General features: G+C 49.9%; 28 protein-coding genes. 20 read left to right on the plus strand and 8 right to left on the minus strand.

Annotated features, from left to right (window positions below; genetic code table 11):
- Positions 1–29: 29 nt before the first annotated feature.
- Complete coding sequence (locus tag A3844_RS05770; protein ID WP_074106867.1) at positions 30–1,382, minus strand: glycoside hydrolase family 30 protein; 1,353 nt, start codon at positions 1,380–1,382, stop codon at positions 30–32.
- Positions 1,383–1,544: 162 nt separating this feature from the next.
- Here A3844_RS05770 and A3844_RS05775 point away from each other — a divergent pair, with 162 nt between their 5' ends.
- A complete protein-coding gene (locus A3844_RS05775; protein WP_074085191.1) occupies positions 1,545–2,339 on the plus strand; it encodes an AraC family transcriptional regulator in 795 nt (264 codons plus the stop codon).
- 61 nt (positions 2,340–2,400) lie between these two features.
- Here the strand turns inward: A3844_RS05775 and A3844_RS05780 are convergent, their stop codons facing one another.
- The 3 genes from A3844_RS05780 to A3844_RS05790 form a co-directional block, all read right to left on the minus strand.
- Positions 2,401–3,168: an SGNH/GDSL hydrolase family protein gene (locus A3844_RS05780; RefSeq protein ID WP_074085192.1), complete on the minus strand. Its 768-nt coding sequence runs from the start codon at positions 3,166–3,168 to the stop codon at positions 2,401–2,403.
- A gap of 145 nt (positions 3,169–3,313) precedes the next feature.
- On the minus strand, positions 3,314–4,420 hold the full coding sequence (locus A3844_RS05785; RefSeq protein WP_083606708.1) for a glycosyltransferase family 4 protein: 1,107 nt from the start codon (positions 4,418–4,420) through the stop codon (positions 3,314–3,316).
- 158 nt (positions 4,421–4,578) lie between these two features.
- Entirely contained in the window at positions 4,579–5,355 is a 777-nt protein-coding gene (locus tag A3844_RS05790) for a sugar phosphate isomerase/epimerase family protein (protein ID WP_244169701.1), read from the minus strand.
- 171 nt (positions 5,356–5,526) lie between these two features.
- On the opposite strand from A3844_RS05790, the gene A3844_RS05795 reads away from it, so the two are divergent.
- Positions 5,527–6,498, plus strand: a complete 972-nt coding sequence (locus A3844_RS05795) for an acetylxylan esterase (RefSeq protein ID WP_074106868.1) — start codon at positions 5,527–5,529, stop codon at positions 6,496–6,498.
- A 105-nt stretch (positions 6,499–6,603) separates the two neighbouring features.
- Here A3844_RS05795 and A3844_RS05800 read toward each other — a convergent pair whose 3' ends face one another.
- Positions 6,604–7,692, minus strand: coding sequence for a low temperature requirement protein A (locus A3844_RS05800; protein ID WP_074106869.1), 1,089 nt, complete (start codon positions 7,690–7,692; stop codon positions 6,604–6,606).
- A gap of 135 nt (positions 7,693–7,827) precedes the next feature.
- On the opposite strand from A3844_RS05800, the gene A3844_RS33025 reads away from it, so the two are divergent.
- Positions 7,828–8,010 (plus strand): hypothetical protein, encoded by a 183-nt coding sequence (locus A3844_RS33025; protein ID WP_208619401.1) that lies wholly within the window; start codon positions 7,828–7,830, stop codon positions 8,008–8,010.
- On the plus strand, positions 7,991–8,221 hold the full coding sequence (locus A3844_RS33030; protein WP_208619402.1) for a YkvA family protein: 231 nt from the start codon (positions 7,991–7,993) through the stop codon (positions 8,219–8,221). The genes A3844_RS33025 and A3844_RS33030 overlap by 20 nt, the downstream gene beginning before the upstream one ends.
- Positions 8,222–8,319: 98 nt before the next feature.
- Here A3844_RS33030 and A3844_RS05810 read toward each other — a convergent pair whose 3' ends face one another.
- Complete coding sequence (locus tag A3844_RS05810) at positions 8,320–8,703, minus strand: winged helix-turn-helix transcriptional regulator (protein ID WP_074106870.1); 384 nt, start codon at positions 8,701–8,703, stop codon at positions 8,320–8,322.
- Positions 8,704–9,019: 316 nt separating this feature from the next.
- Here A3844_RS05810 and A3844_RS05815 point away from each other — a divergent pair, with 316 nt between their 5' ends.
- On the plus strand, positions 9,020–9,430 hold the full coding sequence (locus A3844_RS05815; protein WP_074103671.1) for a CidA/LrgA family protein: 411 nt from the start codon (positions 9,020–9,022) through the stop codon (positions 9,428–9,430).
- Entirely contained in the window at positions 9,427–10,116 is a 690-nt protein-coding gene (locus A3844_RS05820) for an LrgB family protein (RefSeq protein WP_074106871.1), read from the plus strand. The genes A3844_RS05815 and A3844_RS05820 overlap by 4 nt, the downstream gene beginning before the upstream one ends.
- Positions 10,117–10,194: 78 nt before the next feature.
- Here A3844_RS05820 and arfA read toward each other — a convergent pair whose 3' ends face one another.
- On the minus strand, positions 10,195–11,703 hold the full coding sequence (gene arfA, locus A3844_RS05825; protein ID WP_074106872.1) for an arabinosylfuranosidase ArfA: 1,509 nt from the start codon (positions 11,701–11,703) through the stop codon (positions 10,195–10,197).
- Positions 11,704–11,853: 150 nt separating this feature from the next.
- On the opposite strand from arfA, the gene A3844_RS05830 reads away from it, so the two are divergent.
- The 14 genes from A3844_RS05830 (at position 11,854) to A3844_RS05890 (ending at position 19,775) form a co-directional block, all read left to right on the plus strand.
- The gene (locus A3844_RS05830; protein WP_074085200.1) at positions 11,854–12,756 is read left to right on the plus strand and encodes an ArsR/SmtB family transcription factor; all 903 of its coding nucleotides are present in this window, start codon (positions 11,854–11,856) and stop codon (positions 12,754–12,756) included.
- Between the two features lie 84 nt (positions 12,757–12,840).
- A complete protein-coding gene (locus tag A3844_RS05835) occupies positions 12,841–13,380 on the plus strand; it encodes a hypothetical protein (RefSeq protein WP_074106873.1) in 540 nt (179 codons plus the stop codon).
- 96 nt (positions 13,381–13,476) lie between these two features.
- Positions 13,477–13,650 (plus strand): hypothetical protein, encoded by a 174-nt coding sequence (locus A3844_RS32700; protein WP_167374635.1) that lies wholly within the window; start codon positions 13,477–13,479, stop codon positions 13,648–13,650.
- 190 nt (positions 13,651–13,840) lie between these two features.
- Positions 13,841–14,026: a hypothetical protein gene (locus A3844_RS05840; RefSeq protein WP_074085202.1), complete on the plus strand. Its 186-nt coding sequence runs from the start codon at positions 13,841–13,843 to the stop codon at positions 14,024–14,026.
- A 230-nt stretch (positions 14,027–14,256) separates the two neighbouring features.
- Positions 14,257–14,565, plus strand: a complete 309-nt coding sequence (locus tag A3844_RS05845; RefSeq protein WP_279629243.1) for a PadR family transcriptional regulator — start codon at positions 14,257–14,259, stop codon at positions 14,563–14,565.
- Positions 14,562–14,909 carry a DUF1048 domain-containing protein gene (locus tag A3844_RS05850; protein ID WP_074106874.1) on the plus strand — a complete coding sequence of 116 codons (348 nt, stop codon included), beginning with the start codon at positions 14,562–14,564 and terminating at the stop codon, positions 14,907–14,909. The genes A3844_RS05845 and A3844_RS05850 overlap by 4 nt, the downstream gene beginning before the upstream one ends.
- A gap of 12 nt (positions 14,910–14,921) precedes the next feature.
- Entirely contained in the window at positions 14,922–15,272 is a 351-nt protein-coding gene (locus A3844_RS05855; RefSeq protein ID WP_074085205.1) for a DUF1048 domain-containing protein, read from the plus strand.
- 15 nt (positions 15,273–15,287) lie between these two features.
- Positions 15,288–16,055: an ABC transporter ATP-binding protein gene (locus A3844_RS05860; RefSeq protein WP_074106875.1), complete on the plus strand. Its 768-nt coding sequence runs from the start codon at positions 15,288–15,290 to the stop codon at positions 16,053–16,055.
- The gene (locus A3844_RS05865; protein WP_074085207.1) at positions 16,048–16,809 is read left to right on the plus strand and encodes an ABC transporter permease; all 762 of its coding nucleotides are present in this window, start codon (positions 16,048–16,050) and stop codon (positions 16,807–16,809) included. The genes A3844_RS05860 and A3844_RS05865 overlap by 8 nt, the downstream gene beginning before the upstream one ends.
- A 177-nt stretch (positions 16,810–16,986) precedes the next feature.
- A complete protein-coding gene (locus tag A3844_RS05870) occupies positions 16,987–17,514 on the plus strand; it encodes a putative ABC transporter permease (RefSeq protein ID WP_074106900.1) in 528 nt (175 codons plus the stop codon).
- Positions 17,515–17,621: 107 nt separating this feature from the next.
- A complete protein-coding gene (locus A3844_RS05875; RefSeq protein ID WP_167374636.1) occupies positions 17,622–17,882 on the plus strand; it encodes a hypothetical protein in 261 nt (86 codons plus the stop codon).
- 58 nt (positions 17,883–17,940) lie between these two features.
- Positions 17,941–18,414, plus strand: coding sequence for an NUDIX domain-containing protein (locus A3844_RS05880; protein WP_074106877.1), 474 nt, complete (start codon positions 17,941–17,943; stop codon positions 18,412–18,414).
- A gap of 23 nt (positions 18,415–18,437) precedes the next feature.
- Positions 18,438–18,842, plus strand: coding sequence for a ribosomal maturation YjgA family protein (locus tag A3844_RS05885; RefSeq protein ID WP_074106901.1), 405 nt, complete (start codon positions 18,438–18,440; stop codon positions 18,840–18,842).
- 141 nt (positions 18,843–18,983) lie between these two features.
- Positions 18,984–19,775, plus strand: a complete 792-nt coding sequence (locus A3844_RS05890; RefSeq protein WP_074106878.1) for a lipid II flippase Amj family protein — start codon at positions 18,984–18,986, stop codon at positions 19,773–19,775.
- Positions 19,776–19,875: 100 nt separating this feature from the next.
- On the opposite strand, the gene A3844_RS05895 is transcribed toward A3844_RS05890, so the two are convergent.
- Positions 19,876–20,691 carry a hypothetical protein gene (locus A3844_RS05895; RefSeq protein ID WP_083606712.1) on the minus strand — a complete coding sequence of 272 codons (816 nt, stop codon included), beginning with the start codon at positions 20,689–20,691 and terminating at the stop codon, positions 19,876–19,878.
- Positions 20,692–20,831 lie beyond the last annotated feature (140 nt).

Consider the following 20,831-nt stretch of genomic DNA (forward strand, 5'->3'; position numbering starts at 1 on the left):
GATCAGGCCTCAAGTGGGATTGTTCTGCTTTACTGGAATAGCAGTGTTTGAATCGCGTGAGCCGGGATAATGTTCTCAGCCAGCTCACCCTTGAACCGTAGCGTGAACGGCAATTGGCTGTCCGTGCGGTTCAGCACAATAACAGCATAGGTTCCGTCCGGATTGCGGAAGGCGGTGGTCTCCAATTTGTCGGTATATTTGGAGCTGCCGACCCGGATTGCGCCTGGACGGATATATTTACTGAAATGGCCGATGTAGTAGTAGGAGCTCTCGTAAATAACTTCATCTTTGGTGGTGTCCCCGATAATTGGAGCATCGCAGAAGTTGCCTACATGGTTCGGACCTCCTTGTTCATCCAGGACGATATTCCAGTCGGTCCAGCAGGACATCCAATGATTCAGGTTGCCGATGATGTCATGACCATAACGTTCTCCTGTATTCCAGGAGCCAAGTTGAACGCCGCCTTCCTGGCAGCCTTCGCTGAAGAACAGCTTTTTGTCCGGGAAACGGTCATGAACGGCACTGAGCGCTTCAAAATGATCACCGGAATACCAGTGGAAGCAAATGCCCCAAATGTACTTGGAAGCGGCCTGATCTTCAAAAGCGGTTTTCGCCCGCTCATACACGCGTTCCTTATTGTGATCCCAGACCAAAACTTTGACATGGGACAAGCCGGCTGCTTCTAAGGCAGGGCCGAGTTCATCGCGCACGAAATCCTTTTCCTCTTCAGCAGTGTAAATACAAGAGTCCCAGATCTGTGCAGCCTTGGCTTCATTCTGCACGCTGACCGCCCAAATATCGATTCCTGCTTCAGCATAGGACTGGATGTATTTCACGAACAGATTTGCCCAGGCTTGTCTGTACTCCGGCTTCAGCTTGCCACCGTTATTCATTTCACCATTGGTTTTCATGAATGCCGGAGGACTCCACGGGGAGGAGAACAGCCGGAAGCTGTCACCGACAGAAGAAGCTGCCCGCTGAATCAGCGGCAGGATCGATTCCTGATCTCTGGAAATATTGAAGGAGGAGAGCTCAGGGTCGGTACCATCGACATATGCATAGTTACCTTTGGAGAAGTCACAGCTCTGGATATGTGAACGGCACAGGGTGTAACCGATCCCATGTTCGGGGTGAAAATAGGCATCGATGATCTCCTGCTGCTTCCCTGGACTGAGCTTGGCCAGAGTTACAGCTGAAGCTTCGGTCAATGCTCCGCCGAACCCCTCGATGACCTGGTATTCCAGATCCTCATAAATATTAATGAGCTCATTTTCCTTCTCTGCGGAATCCGGCTGAAAGGCCAGAGCCTCCAGTTCGGTTAACCGGTCTCCGGTCTCCTTGGCTGTCTGAATGACGCGAACGGTTGAATGGGTTATAGTCATAACTGTGCAGAACCTCCTGAAAGTGTTGTTGATTTTTGATTTAGGACGGCATCGCCGTTTCTTCTTGATTATAGAAGGTATTCTAGTGGTATTTGAAGAAACTATATGGTTAAGAACCTCAACGATCTGGTCGTTAGGCTTATAACTGAAAGGAGGAAGACCATGGAATCACCCGGTGTTCATATTCACCTCAGCTCCTTCTCCCGGCATATCCAGCCCTTCTGGCAACCCTTCCGTGAGGGACTGGATACTTATATCATAAGGCTTCAGGCCGAGGGGGAGTCGGAGGCGCTAATTGATGGTGAGATGGTTACCGTGCTTCCCGGAGACCTGCTGCTGTTCCGTCCCGGTGAAGTATACGATCTGAGAATAGGCGAGAAGGAGAGTCCGCTGGGTTTCAGCGCGGATTATTACGTCATGTGCACGGGGGAGTGGGTGGACCACTGGTGGAACAAGCAGGAGCGGGCCAAGAAGACGCGAATCGCTGAGGACGGCAAGCTGCAGAGCGTCTGGAAGCAGTTGATTCTGGAGAAACGGCGGCTGGACGGAGGCAGCCCGGAAATTCTCGAAGCCCTGTTCCAAGCACTTTGCCTTCTGCTGGACCGCGCAATTGCCGAAGCGCCCGTGGGTCCGTCGGCATCGCTGCTGCTCGGATTGAAGATGAAGAATTACATAGAAGAGCATGCCACTTCGCTGATCAGGCTGGAGGATGTTGCGCGCCACGCAGGTGTCAGTGTCACCCGGGCGGTTCATCTGTTCAAAGCGAAGTTTGGCTATTCGATTATGCAGTACACCGGGCAAATCCGCCTGGCGATGGCCCTGCAGCTGATGGACAACAGCAACTATACGCTGGAGCGGATTGCGGAGGAAACGGGCTTTGGCAGTTATACTTATTTTCATAGAGTTTTTCGTGAACGATACGGTGTAGCTCCCGGAGTGTACCGTAAACGTTCCTGAACGCAAAAAAAACCGCAGCATATTCGATTATGCTGCGGGCCGGGCCTTGTCTATGGTTTTTCTAATGGCTGTGCAGAGCCTGTCCCTTGCTGTCCAGCAGGAGCTGAGGTTCGCTGCTGGAGATGAACTCCAGAACCTTGTCATAGATAATGCGGTGTCCTGCCCGGTTCGGATGAATCCCGTCGCGGCAGATGAATTCCGTATAATCCGGCTGCTGTAGGAATGCGCCGCGGACATCAATAATTTTCGTCTTCGTACTCTCCGCGACCTTGATGATTGTGGAATTGTATCTTTCCTGCCACCAGTAGATCTTCGTGACACTGCCGAGGAATTTCAAAATGCTCTCTTCCGAAGCCGGATTGTTTCCGCTGACCCATTTGAAATAGTTATCTGCATTTAGAGGTGGCAGGCTCATTAGAATCGGCATGATCCCTTGATTTCTCAGGAAGTCGATCATATCCCGGAGCATACTTTCGAATGCCGTGAAATCGGTCTTGGGATTATGCTCGGCCTCCGGATGACTTACAATGTCCTGCCAGTTGAAATCGCAGTCATTCCCCCCGTATTCAATGAGCACCATATCCGGCTTCTCCTTCAGCACATCCCGTTTCAGATTCCCGAAGCCTTTGAGCAGCGTATTGCCAAACCTGGCGGTGTTGCGCAATGCTCCCTTCAGCTTCCCTTGCAGCAGTGAGACGTAGTTATCCTCCAGGATAACATATTTGCTTCTGCCTTCATCATAGACTACACCTTTCGAGATGGAGTCTCCGCTAACCATATATTTATACTCAAACCCTGCAGCTGTCAAACGACCTTCATTCCTATGCATGGTCTCACCTCCGAAACTATATTGTACTTAATCTTAGTGTAAACCATTCATGAAGGCATTGCCTATGTATAAACGTCACGGGTTACGCCAAACAAGCAGCTGCGAAATCCGTGAAACCGGACGCAGCTGCTGCATTTTAATTTGGCTACTGGCCTTTGTGCAATTTATAGCCGGCCAATCGGCGCAATAATGGAGTTCGGGTTGACTCATTCTGGGGAATATCCTGTACAAACCGCATTACCGCCTGCTCCAGACTAGTTACACTGTTATCCCAGGTCCAGGCCAAGGAATCAGCTTCCCCTTGTTCTGCTAAACGGGTTCTGAGCGGAGTGTCATAGATCAGGCGCACCACATCCTGAGCGAGCCGGTTCTCATAGCGGTACGAGAGCAGGCAATTATCACCGTGACGGGCATACTGGAGATTCCCCCCGGAGTATACGGATACCAGAGCAGCCCCGCAGCGCATGGCTTCCAGTCCTGGGAGAGAACCGGCATCGAAGGCGCTGGCGCTGACAAAAATATCAGCTCCGTTATAATGATAACAGAGCTCTTCATCATTCTTTGGGGTGAAAAAGCGGTATTTTCCACCGTCATTCATCTGCTGCAAGGATACCGAGCTATAGAATTCATCCGGCGGACAGATGAAGTTGATGTTCACCTGTGGTGCATTATGTTTGACGATGTCAAGCTGTTTCACCAGATAGTCCTGCTCACGGTGCGAGGCAAATCCATTCTCTTCCTTGCGCAGGATGGCCGTAATATTGAGCGGCTCCTGCAGCATATGGCGGATATGCTGGTTGCGAAACGCCGTACTGATGCCTATAGGTACAATGCTCCCGGTTATGCCATGGCTCAGCGCTATTAATTCCTGCTGCCACCGGGATAATACAAGCAGCTTGTCAGTGATATGATAGGTTGGGAAAGATACCTCGTTCTCCGGCAGAAAAAGCGGTTCGTAACATAAAGATAGACGGATATGCATGCCTTTACCCTTTTGACTTGCAGCCTCCGATACCGGGACAGTCGTATAGAAATTGGATACGATCATATCACTGACGGGAAAATCGGACTCTCTCAGCACCGTATGATCCGTACGCAGCACCTGGGAGTGGACATTATAGGAGATGTCGCCACCGGAAGGCATGAGGATCACGACTTCATGGCCCCGGGCGGTGAGCCCGTTGGTGAGTTCTACCAGCATGCGCTGCGCCCCGCCATGGCACAAGGTTAGAATGGGGAACGTAAACCTCATCGATGATCTCTTCCCTTCTACAATGAAGCTGCAAAATAGCGAATACAGATTATGTATACTATTTTATTCAGCGGAAACTGAAAAGTACCAGGTCTGAAGGTACTAATTCTTCAGCCGACATTAAGAAGAGAATGCAGACAGCTACTGAACTGGAAGCATTAGGAGGGATGCCTGCTCAGGCTCTGCAGCAGGGCTACTGTCTTGCGGACTTCCGGGCCTTGAATATCCTCAAGCGAGACATCGATCATCGGCTTGCGGGCCTGGAGCTTATTCAGGAACTCTGCCGTATGGAATAATCCCCGGCCGGGCTGACCATGACGGATACGGGCACCCTCGGCATACATATCTTTCAGATGGGCAAGGATGATCCGGTCTCCGAACAGGCTGAATGCTTCGTCTACGATCTCATCCTGCTGCTCTACTTGATCTCCGATCAGGTTGCAGGGATCAAAGACTACGCCTATGGAGCTGGAGGGGACCTCGTCGAGAATCCGGCGCATTTTGGCCGGAGTGGATAAGGTATGGGTTCTTACAGGCTCAAGCCCAAGGAACACTCCCCATTTTTCTGCTTCCTCGGCCAGTTCCAGAACGGTGGACCGGAGGGTCTCCCAGCCCAGTTCCTCATACCGGTGGGGCTCAAATTCTGCAAAAGTGGTTAACTCACCGGTCTCCGTAGCGACCATCGGTGCGCCGAACAGCCGGGCATACCGCAAATGCTCCTTGAACCGTTCGATCTCCTGCCGGCGGATAGACGGGTCGGGATGAATCGGATTGATGTAACAGCCAAGCACACCGATACGGATACCCGCCCGGTCGAACTGTTCGCCGATATAATTGGCAAGCCCCGGACTAAGCTTTCCGGTAGAGGTGTCGATATCCTGTATGGCTTTGGACAAAGCCAACTGGACAAAACTGATTCCGTAATCTTGAAGCACAGCTGTAAGCTCTTTAAGCGGCAGACAGCCTGCGGTGTGGGCTAAAGTTCCGTAACGGATGAAAAACAACTCCTTTTGAAAAATATGGATTTGTATTAGTATTAGCTTTATATTAATAGCGCTTTCAGTTACTTGCAATGGTAAAGCGCTGACAGAATAGGAGAGAATGTAATGAACACGATAGAGCAGCGCAAACAGGAACTGGAGAACTGCCGGCCTGAACCGACTTTGGAACTGGGGAAAGTCAATGAATTTTGGGATGGCATCCTTGCGGAGTATGCGGGCAAACCTCTGGATATGATTTCAGTTCCTGAAGCGACGCCGTATCCGGGAATGCGGGTGGACAAAGTCAGCTTTCAGAGCTTTGACGATACGAGGGTCAATGCGTGGCATATTCAGCCTGCACAGGCTGGAGAGAGCGGGGAGCGGCGTCCTTGTATCGTTACGTTCCCCGGTTATACCGGTGATAGAGGATATCCGGAGCGGTACGCCTCCTGGGTGCTGTTAGGCTATTCCGTTCTGGCCGTGGATGTAAGGGGACAGCTTGGAGAGACCGGCAACCGGCTGCCGATGGAGAGCGGTGTGGTAAAGGGCTGGATTACCCAGGGTCTTCTGGAGAAGGAACGCTCCTATTATATGGGGGTCGCTATGGATACCGTCAGGGCTTTGGAAACGGCGGCACAGCTTCCGGGAGTAGACCCGTCGCGTATTGCGATTACGGGCAGCAGCCAGGGCGGGGGGATTGCACTGCTGGCAGGTGCACTAAGTACCCGGGTCGCCGCTGTGGCCGCAGATATTCCCAACCTGTGCCGGCTGGATTTCGGCGTGCTGAATTCAACCAGCTCCCTTACGGAAATCGGCGCTTATGTAAGAAGGTATCCTGAGCATCTTGAGCAGGTGCTGGATACGCTTGCTTACTTCGATATCGTGAACCTGGCACCGCGGATCACGGCTCCGGTTCTTATCTCTGTCGGCTGGAAGGATGCGGTATGCATGCCCGAAACCGTATATGCCGCTTACAACCGCTTGGAGACGGATAAGCAGATTATGGACTATCCATTTTCTGGACATGAAGTGAGTGAATACCATAACCGCCAGAAGGTTCTCTTCTTGCAGAAGCATCTGGGTCAGGCGGAACGCTAGAACGGGAAGAGGTTAGTGTGAGCACTAAGGGGCGCCACAGCATCTGTAGCTGTGGCGCCCCTTGTCTTTTGAGAAGCTATTTAACCGGTTAAGGAGGACATGACTTTAGGTTGTGATTTTGGCATAGACGGCAAAGAACAGCGCCAGTTCTCCCATGATCATCACATTCGACACATGAACCACCACGTCCAGAATGTAAAAGCAGACGAGGATCGCTGTCAGCACTCCCAGATGAACGATTCCCAGCTGATGCTGCTTATGCCGGTAGACATGAAAGACCATGGTTGTGGAAGCGAAATAGAGTAGTACAGAGCCAAAGATCAGATTCAGCATCAGTTCATAATGCAGCTTGTTCAGGAACAGCAGCTGGATCGAGGCAGCCAGCATACATAGCGACAGAAAGATGAACAAATGTCCGTAAATGATCGTCTGTCCGGCGGTATGGACATTTTTATCCACTTTTTTCTCCAGGTTGTCATAGTACTGCCACCACATGGCGATGATCAGAACAAAGGTCAGGGCTGCGAAGCCGACAGATTGCAGGGTCCAGACGCTCGACTGCAGCACAGACAGAATGCTGACCACAGATTCCCCGAGCAAAATCAGCGCAAACAGGGAGAAACGCTCCAGCAGATGATGTGTATTGGCCGGAGTTTTGACCAGTATTTTTCGTCCCAGTAATGGCAGGAGAATGTCGAGGGCGATCCCCGCGTACAGCACCAGGTAACGGACCCAGGAATCGAAGAACAGGGAACAGGCGGAAATCACCAGCCCCACCCAAAAACGGGTCCCCAAATAATGAGCGGTCGCCCTCAGATGCCCATTCTCCTTGGAACGAACGAAAAGATACTGTACTGCAGTCATTGCACGGAGGCCAACGTAGCCTATCAGAAACGAATAATAGGTCTGATCGAAATCCAAGGACAGGCTGGCCGTCATAATTAACACAAAGAATAGTTGGATAATCAGAAAAATTCGGTGAGAGACAATATCCTGCCCATAGCGGTTGACAAATAGCGTCTGTCCCACCCAGGCCCACCAAATGGGGATAAAAATCAGCACGAATTTGCCCAGTGTCGGAAGTGAGAGCGTTTCGTCCTCTACATGTAACAGCACATGGCTGGCTTTGGACACGGCGGCTACAAATAAAAGATCATAGAAGAGCTCCAGCCAGGTTACTTTTTTTGCAGTCATATAACGCTCCTTTGCTGATCGGATGATTTCGGGTCTGTCGACTGTTTACACGGAACGTTCCGGGTTATATGTTATAATAAAGGCTCTTTCCGGGTGAACGCAAGGCAGTCTAAGTATTAAAGGAGGAACTCGCAGATGGAGATGGAGAAGGAGAAGGACAGTAGCAAGCTTCCTGCAGAACTTGCAGTGGAGAATTACCCATACAGTGAGAAGAATGAACAGCTTGTGAAAAAAAGGCTTCTGGAGCAAGACCCGAAAGTTTGCCGGAAAAATCCCGTTTACCAAAGACGCGGTGGCCATGTATTACTGTGCCATTGATGCCAAAACCCCTTTGTGGGCTAAAGGAATTGCCTTCGGGGCGCTGGCTTATTTCATTTCCCCCATTGATGCGATTCCGGATGCACTGATTGGCCTGGGATTTACCGATGACGCGGCAATTATTGCGGCAGGGGTAAGAGCAATAGCCGGACAGGTAACCGATGAACACCGTCAGAAGTCAGAGGCATTTTTTGAACAGGAAACCTTATAATAAACCCACATATTGAGGCATAGGCTGCATAGCTTGTTCATTCCTTTACGTGTACGTGATATAGATGTTATGAAAAAAGGTGCAGCCAAAGCTGCACCTCACACACTCTCCACCGGACAGCTTTCTTTGGAGAGCTGTTTGCTCTGATATTCTTCGCCCCAATCCTTCATTAGCCGGATAATAGGAATGAGCGTGCGGCCAAACTCCGTCAGGGAGTATTCCACCTTTGGGGGAACCTGCTGATAGACTTCGCGGTGGACAACGCCATCCTCTTCCAGCTCGCGCAGCTGCAGAGTCAGCATGCGCTGGGTGATTCCAGGACAGATCCGGCGGAATTCACTGAACCGTTTCTTATCCTCCATCATGTGGTACAACAGCACACCCTTCCATTTGCCGCCGATAACGTCAAGAGTGAACTCAACAGGGCAGGCGGTCTTATCGTCCCCTGAACATTCACCGAATCCGCCTTTACGGTCACGCATAAACAGTGCCACTCCTTCAGTATCATTTTTTATACTACATCATAATAATGTGTGTACTTCATAAGTGATAATATATCTCCTAATATAAATGTGTAAACCTTATATAGTCAAATGTGCTCTAAGTGGAAAAAACTGCTCTGCCGGCGGCTGCGTTCTGCAACGTGCCTTCCTGCAAAGCAGTTTTTTGGTGTGCGATAGTCCTGAAAATACATAAAAGCTTCGAAAAAGAATTGAAAACTTGCTGAAAATTCTGATAGTCTATTGAAGTGAGCTTTTTAACGGATTATCATCTCAAGATTGAAGGGATTCCTACAGTATGAAAATCATTCGTATTATTGCCCAGGTTGCAGTATTGTACATATTCTTTCTTGCCGGAGATTACTTGCAGAAACTGCTGCATTTACCGGTACCGGGCAGCATTGTCGGGTTGCTGCTTCTTTTTGTTTTATTGCTGTTCAACATTGTGCCAGTGAAGCTGATTGAAGAAGGATCCTTGTTCATTCTGGCCTATCTTCCGATGTTCTTCATCCCGGCGACTGCCGGAATTATGAACCACCTGGATATATTCAGCGGACGCGGGCTTCTGATGATTGGCATACTGGTTATTAGCAGTGTACTGACCATGGTTGTGACGGCGCATGCCAGCGAGTGGATTACGGGCCGCCGCGAAGCCCGCAGCAACCCCACCAAACTTACGGTTGTGCGCGAAAAGGGGAGCGAAGCATGAATATTTTGCTTGCTGCCGGCTTCGTTCTGATGAATGTTGGGATCTATCTGTTCATGTCCATGCTCTACAAAAGGTTTCGCCTACCCGTGCTTCTGCCGGCACTGACTGCGACGTTTACAGTAGTAGTTCTCCTGCTTGGCTTCCATATTTCCTATGACACCTATATGATCGGCGGAGAATGGATCAACCGCCTGCTCGGGCCGGCAGTTGTATCTCTTGCCTATCCGCTCTACAAGCAGCGCCATGTGCTGTGGCAGAACCTTCCGGCCATTCTCGGCGGGACGGTTATCGGCCTGCTGGTAGGTATGTTCAGTGGACTGCTGATGGCCGCGGGCCTGGGCTTTTCCAAACTGTATGTGCTCTCGATATTGCCCAAATCCATTACGACAGCCGTAGCGATCCAGATTTCCAGCAACCTCGGCGGTGACTCGTCCTTAACCTCCGTATTTGTGATGATTGCCGGATTTACCGGAGCCATTGGCGGACCCTATATTATCAAGCTGTTCAGAATCAGCAGTGAATCCGGTATCGGCATTGGCCTGGGTACTGCCTCTCACGCCTTGGGTACAGCAAAAGCCCTGGAGTACGGTGAGCAGTCAGTGTCCATGAGCTCGGTAGCTATGACGGTCTGTGCCATCGTAGGTTCCATTGTGGGGCCTTTAGTGGCCTGGGTCATGTACCACTAAAGCTCCACTAAAGAATCCCTGGAAAATCTCTGGAAAATCTCTGGAAAATCACTAAAAGTTGCCTCTTATAGTTGCCTCTTAATTTTCTACACGGAGCCGGATTACATTCCATGAAGCTTTGGACAGCAGGGCGGTGATACGGCCGTCCTCTGCCGAAGCTGTTCCCCGGTCATGCGGAAGCACGTTGCCCGGACTTGCCTTGGTATTTGCCGCCTGAAGATCTTCATGATCCATAACGGTATGCTGAATGACTGTAGTCTTCCCGAAGCTGCGGAGATCCACGGTAAACTCCATCCCTTCAGTCAAATGGCGGTTTACAGCAAAAACTGTAATCTCGCTGAGCTCCTCGTTATATACACTCACTGCTTCCAGGTAAGGGACATCCGTAAAATCCTTGGAATCATATTTCGGACTGGAAATGAGCGGATGAAGCACCGTTCCCCGGCCGTAAAGAGAAGCATGCATGTAAGGATAGTAGGTGGTCTGGAGCCACAGCGGGCCTCCGTTTTCAGTCGAAATCGGTGCAATGGTATTGATCAGCTGGGCGATGCAAGCCATCTTCACCCGGTCCGCGTGCTTCAGCAGGCTGATCAGGCAGCAGCCTACAACCAGCGCATCCTCCATATTATAGACATCCTCAAATTCCGGCGGGGCAACCTGCCAATGCGTCTCCATCCGGCTTGACCCCTGTGATTTCCACACATTCCATTCATCCAAAGACAGATAAATTTTCTTTTTGCTCTTCTTTTTCGCTTTGATATAATCGCAAATCGCTGCCACGCTGTCGATGAACTGGTCCAGATCCAGTGACTTGGCCAGGAAATTGGCGGTGTCACCCACATTATTGTTGTAGTAGGTATGCAGCGACAGGAAATCCACATTGTCATAAGTCAGATCGAGAACGGTTGCTTCCCATTCGGCAAAAGTGCTCATATCACTTCCCGAGCTTCCGCATGCAACGAACTCCAGCGAAGGGTCCACCCAGCGCATAGCTTTGGCGGTTTCATTGGCAAGCCGTCCGTATTCTACAGCGGTTTTAGCCCCGATTTGCCAAGGTCCGTCCATTTCGTTGCCGAGGCACCAGGTTTTGAAACGGTGAGGAGCTTCTACCCCGTGGGAGATCCGCAGGTCGCTCCAATAGGAACCGGAAGGATGATTGCAGTATTCAACCAGATTTCTGGCGGCATCAATGCCACGGGTGCCCAAATTCACAGCCATCATGACCTCGGAACCCGCCAGCTTGGCCCATTCCGCGAATTCATTCGTGCCCATTTGATTGGTTTCGGTGGTCCACCAGGCCAATTCCAGCGATTGCTTGCGTTCTGACTTGGGGCCAACTCCATCTTCCCAATTATAGCCGGAGACAAAGTTACCGCCCGGGTAACGGATAATCGGAACATTCAGTGCCTTGACAGCATTCAGAACATCTTGCCGAAATCCATTCTGGTCTGCCGTAGGGTGTCCGGGTTCATAGATTCCTCCATATACAGCCCGGCCTAGATGCTCGATGAACGAACCGTAAAGGCGGGGGTCAACCTCTGCCAGCTGGAAGTCTTTGTCGACAATCATAGATGCTTTAATAGTCATAAATGAATTGCTCCTTTGCAGAATTAATATAAATATTAATTGAGTATTAATTTTATTAATTACATCATACGAATCATCCGGTATACTTAGCAATATAAAAATTCAGGATTAATAAATTCGCTAATCCTTATGGTTTGGAGGCTGCTGAATATGTACTTAACAACGAATGCTGAATCGCTAAAGGTGTATGAAGCCTTGGCCAGCGAAGTAAGGTTACGGATAATTGATCTGCTTAGTGTCCGGGAAATGCATATCAAGGAGCTTGCTTCTACCCTCTATCTGAGCAGTGCGATCGTAAGCTCTCATGTCGCCAAGCTGCAAAGGGCCGGGATCGTCAGCTCGCAAATGAAAAGAATCGGCAGCGGAACCTACAAATATTGTTCCTTGTCGGCAAATTTTTTACAGATTAAGCTATCAGGCTCACGCGGAATTTCCAGAAAAGTAGTGGAGGTATCGGTGCCCGTCGGACAATATACGGATTTGCAGGCAGCACCTACATGCGGCATCGCCACAACGGAGAAACTGATCGGCTATTATGATGACCCGCGCTATTTTCTGGACCCGGAACGGGTGGATGCCGGGATTCTCTGGTTTGCCAAAGGTTATGTCGAGTACAAGGTGCCAAATTATCTTTTTATGGATCAGACGGTGCAGGAAATTGAAATTTCGATGGAGATGGGTTCGGAAGCTCCGCATGTGAACGAGAAATGGCCTTCGGATATAACGTTTACCCTGAACGGGGTTGAATTAGGCAAGTGGACCAGTCCCGGCGACTTCGGTATGATGCGGGGGCGCTTGACCCCGTCCTGGTGGAATGCAGAGGTGAATCAATATGGACTGCTTAAGGTGCTGAGGATCAATAAGGGCGGCAGTTACATAGACGGACAGCAGATTTCTGCAGTGACTCTGGACGATGTGTGCTGGCAGCAGGATCAGTGGAGTTTCCGGTTGACCGCGGAGGACAGCACCCGAAGACGAGGCGGATTAACTCTGTTCGGACATGGCTTCGGAAACTATGAGCAGGATATTGTATTTAGAGTGTATTACGAATAAACCCTTGCCCCTCCATAACCTTTCATATATGGTTAAAAAATGGTGCGTGAGCGCTATTCTTTTCAGAATATGGAGGTGGCACAGGTGAGAAAGTGGCTATACGGCATCATCGCTGTCCTCGCCCTGACGGGAATTATTGTATACGGTTTTGTCAGTGCCCCCAAGGTATTTCATGTGGACCGCGAGATTACAGTTACTGCCTACAAGGAGAAGAATCCGGAATACTCTCAGCCTGTGACCCTGCTGCTCAAGGGAGTATTTGATGAGAAATCCAAAAGTTACATAGGTAAAATAACAATAAACGGCAAGGTGCTGGAGAGATGCAGGTTGTCCCCTGAATTTGGCTTAGCGACTTGTGCGGAAGCGAAGGGCGATCCTTCTTCAGTCATCGGAATGGTGTTTGCCAGCGGAGACTATAAGCATTGGAGCTTGTTGATCGGTCCCTCATACACAGTTCAGAGCTCCTACAGTGAACTGTATGTCTTGTTGAATAAAGGAGAGCCTACAGGTTCAGCGGGGGACATCATCATGACTTTTTCCGCTGACGGCCGTGAGGCTGCCCTGAAGGAGTCGCACGCTCTGGTTGAGCGCTGGCAGGACCGGATGGCAGACCGGAATCCCTGATCTTCACAGAAAGCATGTTTGCAAAACAGTTCAATGGGTAACTATAACTGAAGTAACCCATTAACCTGCAAAGCATTATGCAAAGGAGGATTTCACATGTCAGATCAACTCGAAAATGAAGCGGACATCCGCAATAAAGAAAGCAAACAAGGCGATTCCCTTGCGGAACGCAAAAAGATGGAGAATGGTGTGGACATTGAGCCGGAGGCCGATGACTGGGTAGCTAAACCTGCGGAAACCTCCCATCCTGATCCGCTCCCCAAGAACTAAAGCAGCATGCTGTCTTCTGACAGACTACCCGCGAAGGTAGTCTGTTTTTTTTGATACGGATTCATATTGAGAACCAAATGGTTAATAACGTATACTGAAAATAGGTACATCGAAGTCATGCCTTCATTCTCCAGTTCATTACAGATTTCACAGGTCTCTGGGCAATCCATTTTGCGGGGAGGAATCGTTAATGCGGAGTCGGAACGAGAACGGACGGTATCGGCAAAAGCGCGGAGACGCGCTTGTAGGCAACCTTGAGAAAAAGTACGGTTCGGACTTTGGCGTACGCAGCGACATGAAGCTGGAGACGCTAAGAAGGCAGCATGATGGACAGTCGTTAACACAGCTGCTTAAGGAACAGCAGGACAAAAACTAATCCATAGGGAGCGTATTTGAAGGCTTCCAGAATGATAAACATAACCCGCGGGTTATGTTTTTTTTGTTATTATTCCTTATCGGGCAGCATAATTGAATGTCAAATCCGTTTCAGAGCAAACGTTATTGACAATTCAACTACTACGTGTTACTTTATAGCAGTAGTGAGTAATACTGCATACCAGTGGTACAGAATAGCAAGGAGTGATTGTGCTGGAAAATCTAACGGAAATGCTCAAAGGGTCGCTTGAAGGCTGTGTTCTTGAAATTATAAGCCGCAAAGAAACTTACGGTTACGAAATTACGCGGCAGCTGAACGCTCTCGGCTTCACAGATGTTGTGGAGGGAACGGTGTACACCATCCTGATCCGCCTTGAAAAAAATAAGCTGGTGGAGATCACCAAGAAGCCCTCCGAACTGGGACCGCCGCGAAAGTTCTTTGCGATCAACGATGCGGGGCGAGAGGAACTTCAGAGGTTCTGGGAAAAGTGGGAGTTCGTATCCTCAAAAATTAACGAGTTAAAGGAGAGAAAACAATGAACTTTTGGGAAAAAATCACCGGAAGCGACATGACTAAAGAATTCAAAATGTTTGAAGCGCGAACCCAAAAACTGCCGGCTGATTATCAGGCGGCATGGGAGAAAATCAAAGCCAATCTTTGGACGCACTCCGATTTCAGCGGTCGCAACCTCATGCCGATTCTTGACGGTGTGCTTGGCCTGCTTGAAGAAACGGCGGCGGACGGTCAGAGTGTCCAAGAGGTTTTGGGTGACGATATCAAAGGCTTCTGTTCTGCGCTGGCCGGTGAAGAAGAGGCAAAGTCTTATCGCGACAAATGGCGGGAGCAGCTCAACAACAATATCGCTAAAAAATTACGTGAATAGGAGGAGGATACCATGAATATACGGGATATCATCGAAGGTAAAAAAGAGTGGCGGGCGCACGTGGCGCGTGTCAAAGCGCTCCCTAAGGATTATCAGATTGTTTATAAAGAGATTCAACGATATTACTTTAAGGTCGGTCCTGTCGAATTAACCGAAGATACGGGGCTGCTTTCGGGGATTGTCGATCTTTTTGAAGAGGGTGCGGCCTTGGGAAAAGGCGTGCTCCAAGTGACTGGCAATGACGTAGCCGCTTTCTGCGACGATCTAATCAAAGATTCAAAAACCTATGCCGACATCTACCAGGAACCTGCTGACCAGGAAGTGAACAAGGCGATGAAAAAGTGGACGGATAAAATAAAATAAAAGGGGGATACCGGGATGGGAAAAGCAATTGAGGTGAAAAGTCTGCGAAAATCCTTTAAGGGTACAGAAGTCCTTAAGGGCATCGATTTTGAAGTGAAGCGGGGTGAGATTTTCGCCCTGCTCGGCTCTAACGGCGCGGGCAAAACGACGATTGTCAGTATCCTTACTACGCTGCTCAAACAGGATGGAGGCACTGCCACCGTTAACGGATTTGACGTTGCGTCAGATCCCGAGAACGTACGGCATGCGATCAGTCTGACCGGGCAATTTGCCGCCGTGGACGAAATATTGACCGGGCGGGAAAATCTTATCATGATCGCCAAACTGCGACACCTCCCCAATCCGCGTCAAGTGGCTGACGATCTGCTGATACGCTTCAGCTTGACTGAGGCCGCCAACCGCAGGGCTTCCACCTATTCGGGCGGTATGCGCCGGAGGTTAGACATTGCCATGAGCCTGATCGGAAACCCGCAGCTTATTTTCCTCGACGAGCCGACGACAGGGCTTGACCCCGAGGCACGTATTGAGGCATGGAAGATGGTCAAGGAGCTGTCGGACGGTGGCACGACGGTATTCCTGACCACTCAGTATTTGGATGAGGCTGAACAGCTTGCCGATCAGATTGCCATTTTGCATGAGGGCAGAATTATAGCAGGTGGCACACTTGAGGAACTGAAGAAGCTCTTCCCGCCCGCAAAGGTGGAGTATGTGGAAAAACAACCTTCATTGGAGGAGATCTTCCTCGCGATCATCGGGAAAAGGGAGGTAAGTAACCATGAATAATTACTTTTTCAGCGACATGAGCGTTATGCTTGGACGTTCTATGCGTCATATTTTCCGCAGCATGGACACTATCATCACGGTCTGCATTACTCCGATTGCGATGATGCTGCTGTTTGTCTATGTATTTGGCGGCGCCATCCAAACCGGTACGGATAATTATGTGAACTACCTGTTGCCCGGTATCCTGCTCATTGCGATTGCTAGCGGGATATCCTATACGGCTTACCGCCTGTTTCTGGATAAGCAGAGGGGCATCATTGAGCGGTTCCACTCCATGCCAATTGCGCGTTCCGCCGTGTTGTGGGGGCACGTGCTAACCTCGCTGGTATCCAACGTCATTTCTCTTGTCGTCATCATTCTCGTAGCACTCCTTATGGGCTTTCGCTCATCGGCAGGGGTCCTGCCCTGGCTCGCCGTAACTGGTATACTTATATTGTTTACGCTGGCGTTGACTTGGGTTGCGGCGATTGCGGGACTGTCCGCGAAATCGGTGGAAGGGGCTAGCGCATTTTCCTATCCGCTTATCTTCCTGCCGTTTATAAGCTCGGCCTTTGTGCCGACCGAAACGATGCCTTCAGCCGTACGCGCCTTTGCCGAAAACCAGCCGGTGACCTCTATCGTCGAAACCATCCGTGCTCTATTGTCAAGTCAGCCGGTAGGCAATGATATCTGGGTTGCTCTTGCGTGGTGCTTAGGGATACTGATGGTTGCATATTTATTTGCGGTACGCGCATACAAACGGAAAGCAGCTTAAACCGGCGGAAAGGGTTTGAAGCCTTCCCAACTGGTTTTGCCTAAAATAACCAAAAATTACCTTGATGGTTCCCGTCCCGTACCGGGCATACTACTTCCCAATAAAACCTAAAACAGGGTGGGGGCGGGAACCATTTCGATATCACAGCTGCTTTCGCTGGGAGATTCCCCTGGTGTGATGCTGGCGGGAGAATATTTTTTCTATTTTATGCTGTATTCTTTTTTGGGTTGGGTGCTGGAAGGAAGCTATAATCTCTATAGCCAGGGGGCTTTTCGCAAGGAGGGTTTTCTCAAGGGGCCCTTCAAGCCAATGTATGGTTTCGCACCGTTGCTGCTGGTGGCGCTTAAGGACCTTAGCCTTCCGTTGCCGCTCCTAATTGCTCTGGCTTTTATCATCCCTTCCGCTGTCGAGTATGCCAGCGGCTGGCTGCTGAAGTATGCTTTTCATAAGCAGTGGTGGGATTACTCGGGTATGGCCTATCAATTGCGGGGGCATATCTGTCTGAAATTCTCATTATACTGGTGGGGGCTGGCGACTATATGTATTTATGGTCTGCAGCCGCTTGTAGAGATGCTGTATCAGCCTATATCTGCAATATGGATGCTGTTGCTGCCGCTCATGGCTTTGATGCTTACTGCTGATCTGCTCTGGACCTGCCGAACCTGGCGGCGTGGTTCGAAAGTGATGGAGCTTGGGGAAGGCTAAAACTTGCGTGTAGCAGTATGCGAATGAATATAGAGATCAAGGGACATTGTCAGCCTTCGGGCCGATAATGTCCCTTTGCTGTTTGTGGAGACAAGGAATACATGCTAATGTTGTCAAATATAGTGAGAGAAGTCCACAATAGCGGACCATTTATTCATGATTTCTATAACGACGGTAAAGTGATCCACTGGATCGTGGACAATTCCAGAGACGGCATGGCCGTAAGTGCTGGGAAAACGGAATATGTATGCAGGGCAATCGGACTTGCTGAGGCTGCTGGATTTTACAAGGTTGAATTGTCAGACTGCGACGGCCATGCGAAGAATGAGAAAATCACCGTAATTTCTTTCCGCAAGGGTGAACGATAAAAGTGATTTAGAACCGCAGCGGATAAAATATTGCTAATCCACAAACAGGAGGGATACTATGCCAATAACCGAGTATTACCGGGGTCTACGGGAGAAGGTTGGGAGTGAACTGTTAATGGTGCCGTCTGTCGCGGCAATTATTAGAAATGAGGAAGGTGCGGTTCTTCTGCTCCGCAAGGGTGGGGAACAGCTGTGGGGGTTGCCTGCAGGTGCCATTGAACCAGGAGAGACACCGTCCAGGGCACTGCGCAGGGAGGTATATGAAGAGACAGGACTGATGGTGAACCCGCTTCGGATCATCGGGGTATTCGGCGGAGAGAAGTTTACATATGAGTACAACAATGGTGACCGGGTTCAATATTCGGTTATTGTGTTTGAATGCTCTATCGTCAAGGGAATGCTCCGAGGTATCGACGGGGAGGCGGAGGAGCTGGTGTTTTTCAGCGAAGAAAAACTACCTGGACTGGCCATCCCATTCCCACCGGAGATTTTTAAACGGGATTCTGCTGAGGAACGGGTCATTTTCGAATAATACCCGTCATTTTGATTATGGGGATGAAAGTAGTGAGAGCCAAAATTGTATACGGCTATGCTGTACTTATATGCATTATACTGGGGCTCAGCTCCAGAGTATGTGGTGACTGGCTGCCACCGTTTGCCGCCAAGCATCTGGGAGATGCGCTGTGGGCATCAATGATTTATTTTATTTGTCGTGTACTGTTTACCCGGCGGCAACGATGGCTGTCACTGGTCCTGAGCCTGTGTTTCAGTTTCGGGATTGAATTTAGCCAGCTTTATCAGAGTGAATGGATCAACGTGGTTCGTGATTCTGTGCTTGGGGGATTGATTCTCGGAAAAGGGTTTCTTTGGATTGATCTTCTGCGGTATACGGCAGGGATAATGTCCGTTTATGCGCTGGACCGCATTTGTTCGCCCCGCATGATACACCAGGATAAGTAACTAACAAGCAGAGCAGGCATTTCTGTGATGAAGTGATTCCATAAACTATTCTATAAATCTTACAAAATTGCTTCTGGATTATAGAGGTTAAAGAATATATATTTAGGGAGATGCTGCCAGATATGGAGATGAGATCCCCTAATGACGAATAACCTAATCATAGTGTGCGTGCTGACCATGATCATTCACACAGCCGAAACGTTGTCTTATTCGGTGCGCTTTGCCGGTGTGAAGCTGAACAAGATTGCCATTGCATTATCCCTGACCGGAATCATCGTGCTGGTGTCCAGAACGGCCAATATGGTTCAAGCCCCCCTTACTGCCAAATTTGTTGATCTTGCCAAGATTGATCACACCTTTCCTTTGGAAAATTATCTGCGGATCATCATGCTGGCCTCCTCACTGGGTACATTGCTTGCTATTACCTTATTCCCCACCTTCGTGGGGCTGTCCGGCAGAATTATCTCCAAGCTGGAGATTGAAGGCTCCATACCCAAGCTGCTGACCAGTGTGACGATCAGTCAGCTTAAGAACACCCGCAAGTACATCCGCAAGCCCAAAGTGAAGCTGCGCAGCTTCCGTTATCTGGGCATTCCGAAGCGCTTTATTGTCATGAATATATTTGTTACCGGATTTTATACGGTCGGTGTGCTGTCTTCATTGATGGCGGCGCATCTGGTACCAGCTTTCAGTACAACAGCCTCCCAGGCATCAGGGTTGATCAATGGTCTTGCTACCATCATGCTGACCATCTTCATCGACCCTCAGCTTGGCATTATCACCCATAAGGCTACTGAAAATGCGGATTCCCGGGATCAGCTGGGCAAAATATATGTCCTCCTGATGGGTTCGAGGTTCCTGGGAACCTTGCTTGGTCAGGCTGTGCTTTTGCCTGCAGCCCATTCGATTATCTGGCTGGTGCAGCTGATCTGAAGATGCCCCAAGCGCAAAAGAAACACTACCCCTATACATAGAAAAGCTGTTGTATCAGCGGCTTCATGGCTTCATTCTTCTGGTGCATTCAGCCGCCATCTCATTTAGGCAGCTTGGTTTCCGCTGCCCGGAGCGCAAGCGTGATCTTCTGCTCCCAGGCATACGATTGCTGCCCGAACGTACGAAGCTCGCCCATGCGGGCATAAGACAATTTCATCGCCGCCGCAGCGGTGATGGCGTCGCCCGCTGCGATAGCGGCTTTGAAACGTTTATCTGCCTCTGCACGTTCTGCCTGCGCAGTGCTGGCCCCTTTATTCTGAGCTGCAATTTGCTTCTTGAGACCGGCTATGGGAGCCAGGGCATCCTTAGCCGGTTTTAGCTTGGCTGCTGTAAGTGCCCGGGCTTCCGCTAGCAGGGTATTCTTCGCCTTGACTTCGGACCGGGCGGCGGTTGCAGCGGCCTTCAATTTGTTCCGTTTAATCTCCAGCAGGGTTGCCGACTTCAGATTCCCGGCCTTGCGGGCTGCTGTGATCTGCTTGCCGAGCGAACTGTATTCCTCTAATAGCGGTGAATGCTTCTTCTTCATGGCTTCAGCTTCCGCCTTCAGCCGGTTCAGCAAGACGGAATCAACGGTCTTCAGCTTCAAATTTATGGCTGCGAGATCCGTATTATTCTGCTTGCGGAGTGTCTGGGTTCTCGTACCTTCCGACTTCAATGTCACCTGGAGTCCGGTATAATCGCTGTACATCGTATGAATCTCTTCCAGGGCGGAGTCCCAGTCAGATGCAGCTTCAGCATGAGGAAGATATACGCTGAACATTGCCAGCAGAACCAGCATTCCTATCATTCTGCGGTAAAAGCCTGCGCCGTTCCATTGTTCAGAAGCAGCATTCCATTTCCGTATTCCTGCTTTCATTCTCATCATCTCCTGTAATATGGTCGATAATAGACGCAAAAAAGCACCCCCAAGAAAGGCGCAAAGGCCTGTCCTGCGAGGTGCTTCTCCCGCTTATCGTATGAAATTTGTCCTTTTACTATAGCTTGTAATCAAGGGAT

Origin of the sequence: Paenibacillus helianthi (genome assembly GCF_001909055.1) — a bacterium.
Classification (GTDB): Bacteria; Bacillota; Bacilli; order Paenibacillales; family Paenibacillaceae; genus Paenibacillus_AQ; species Paenibacillus_AQ helianthi.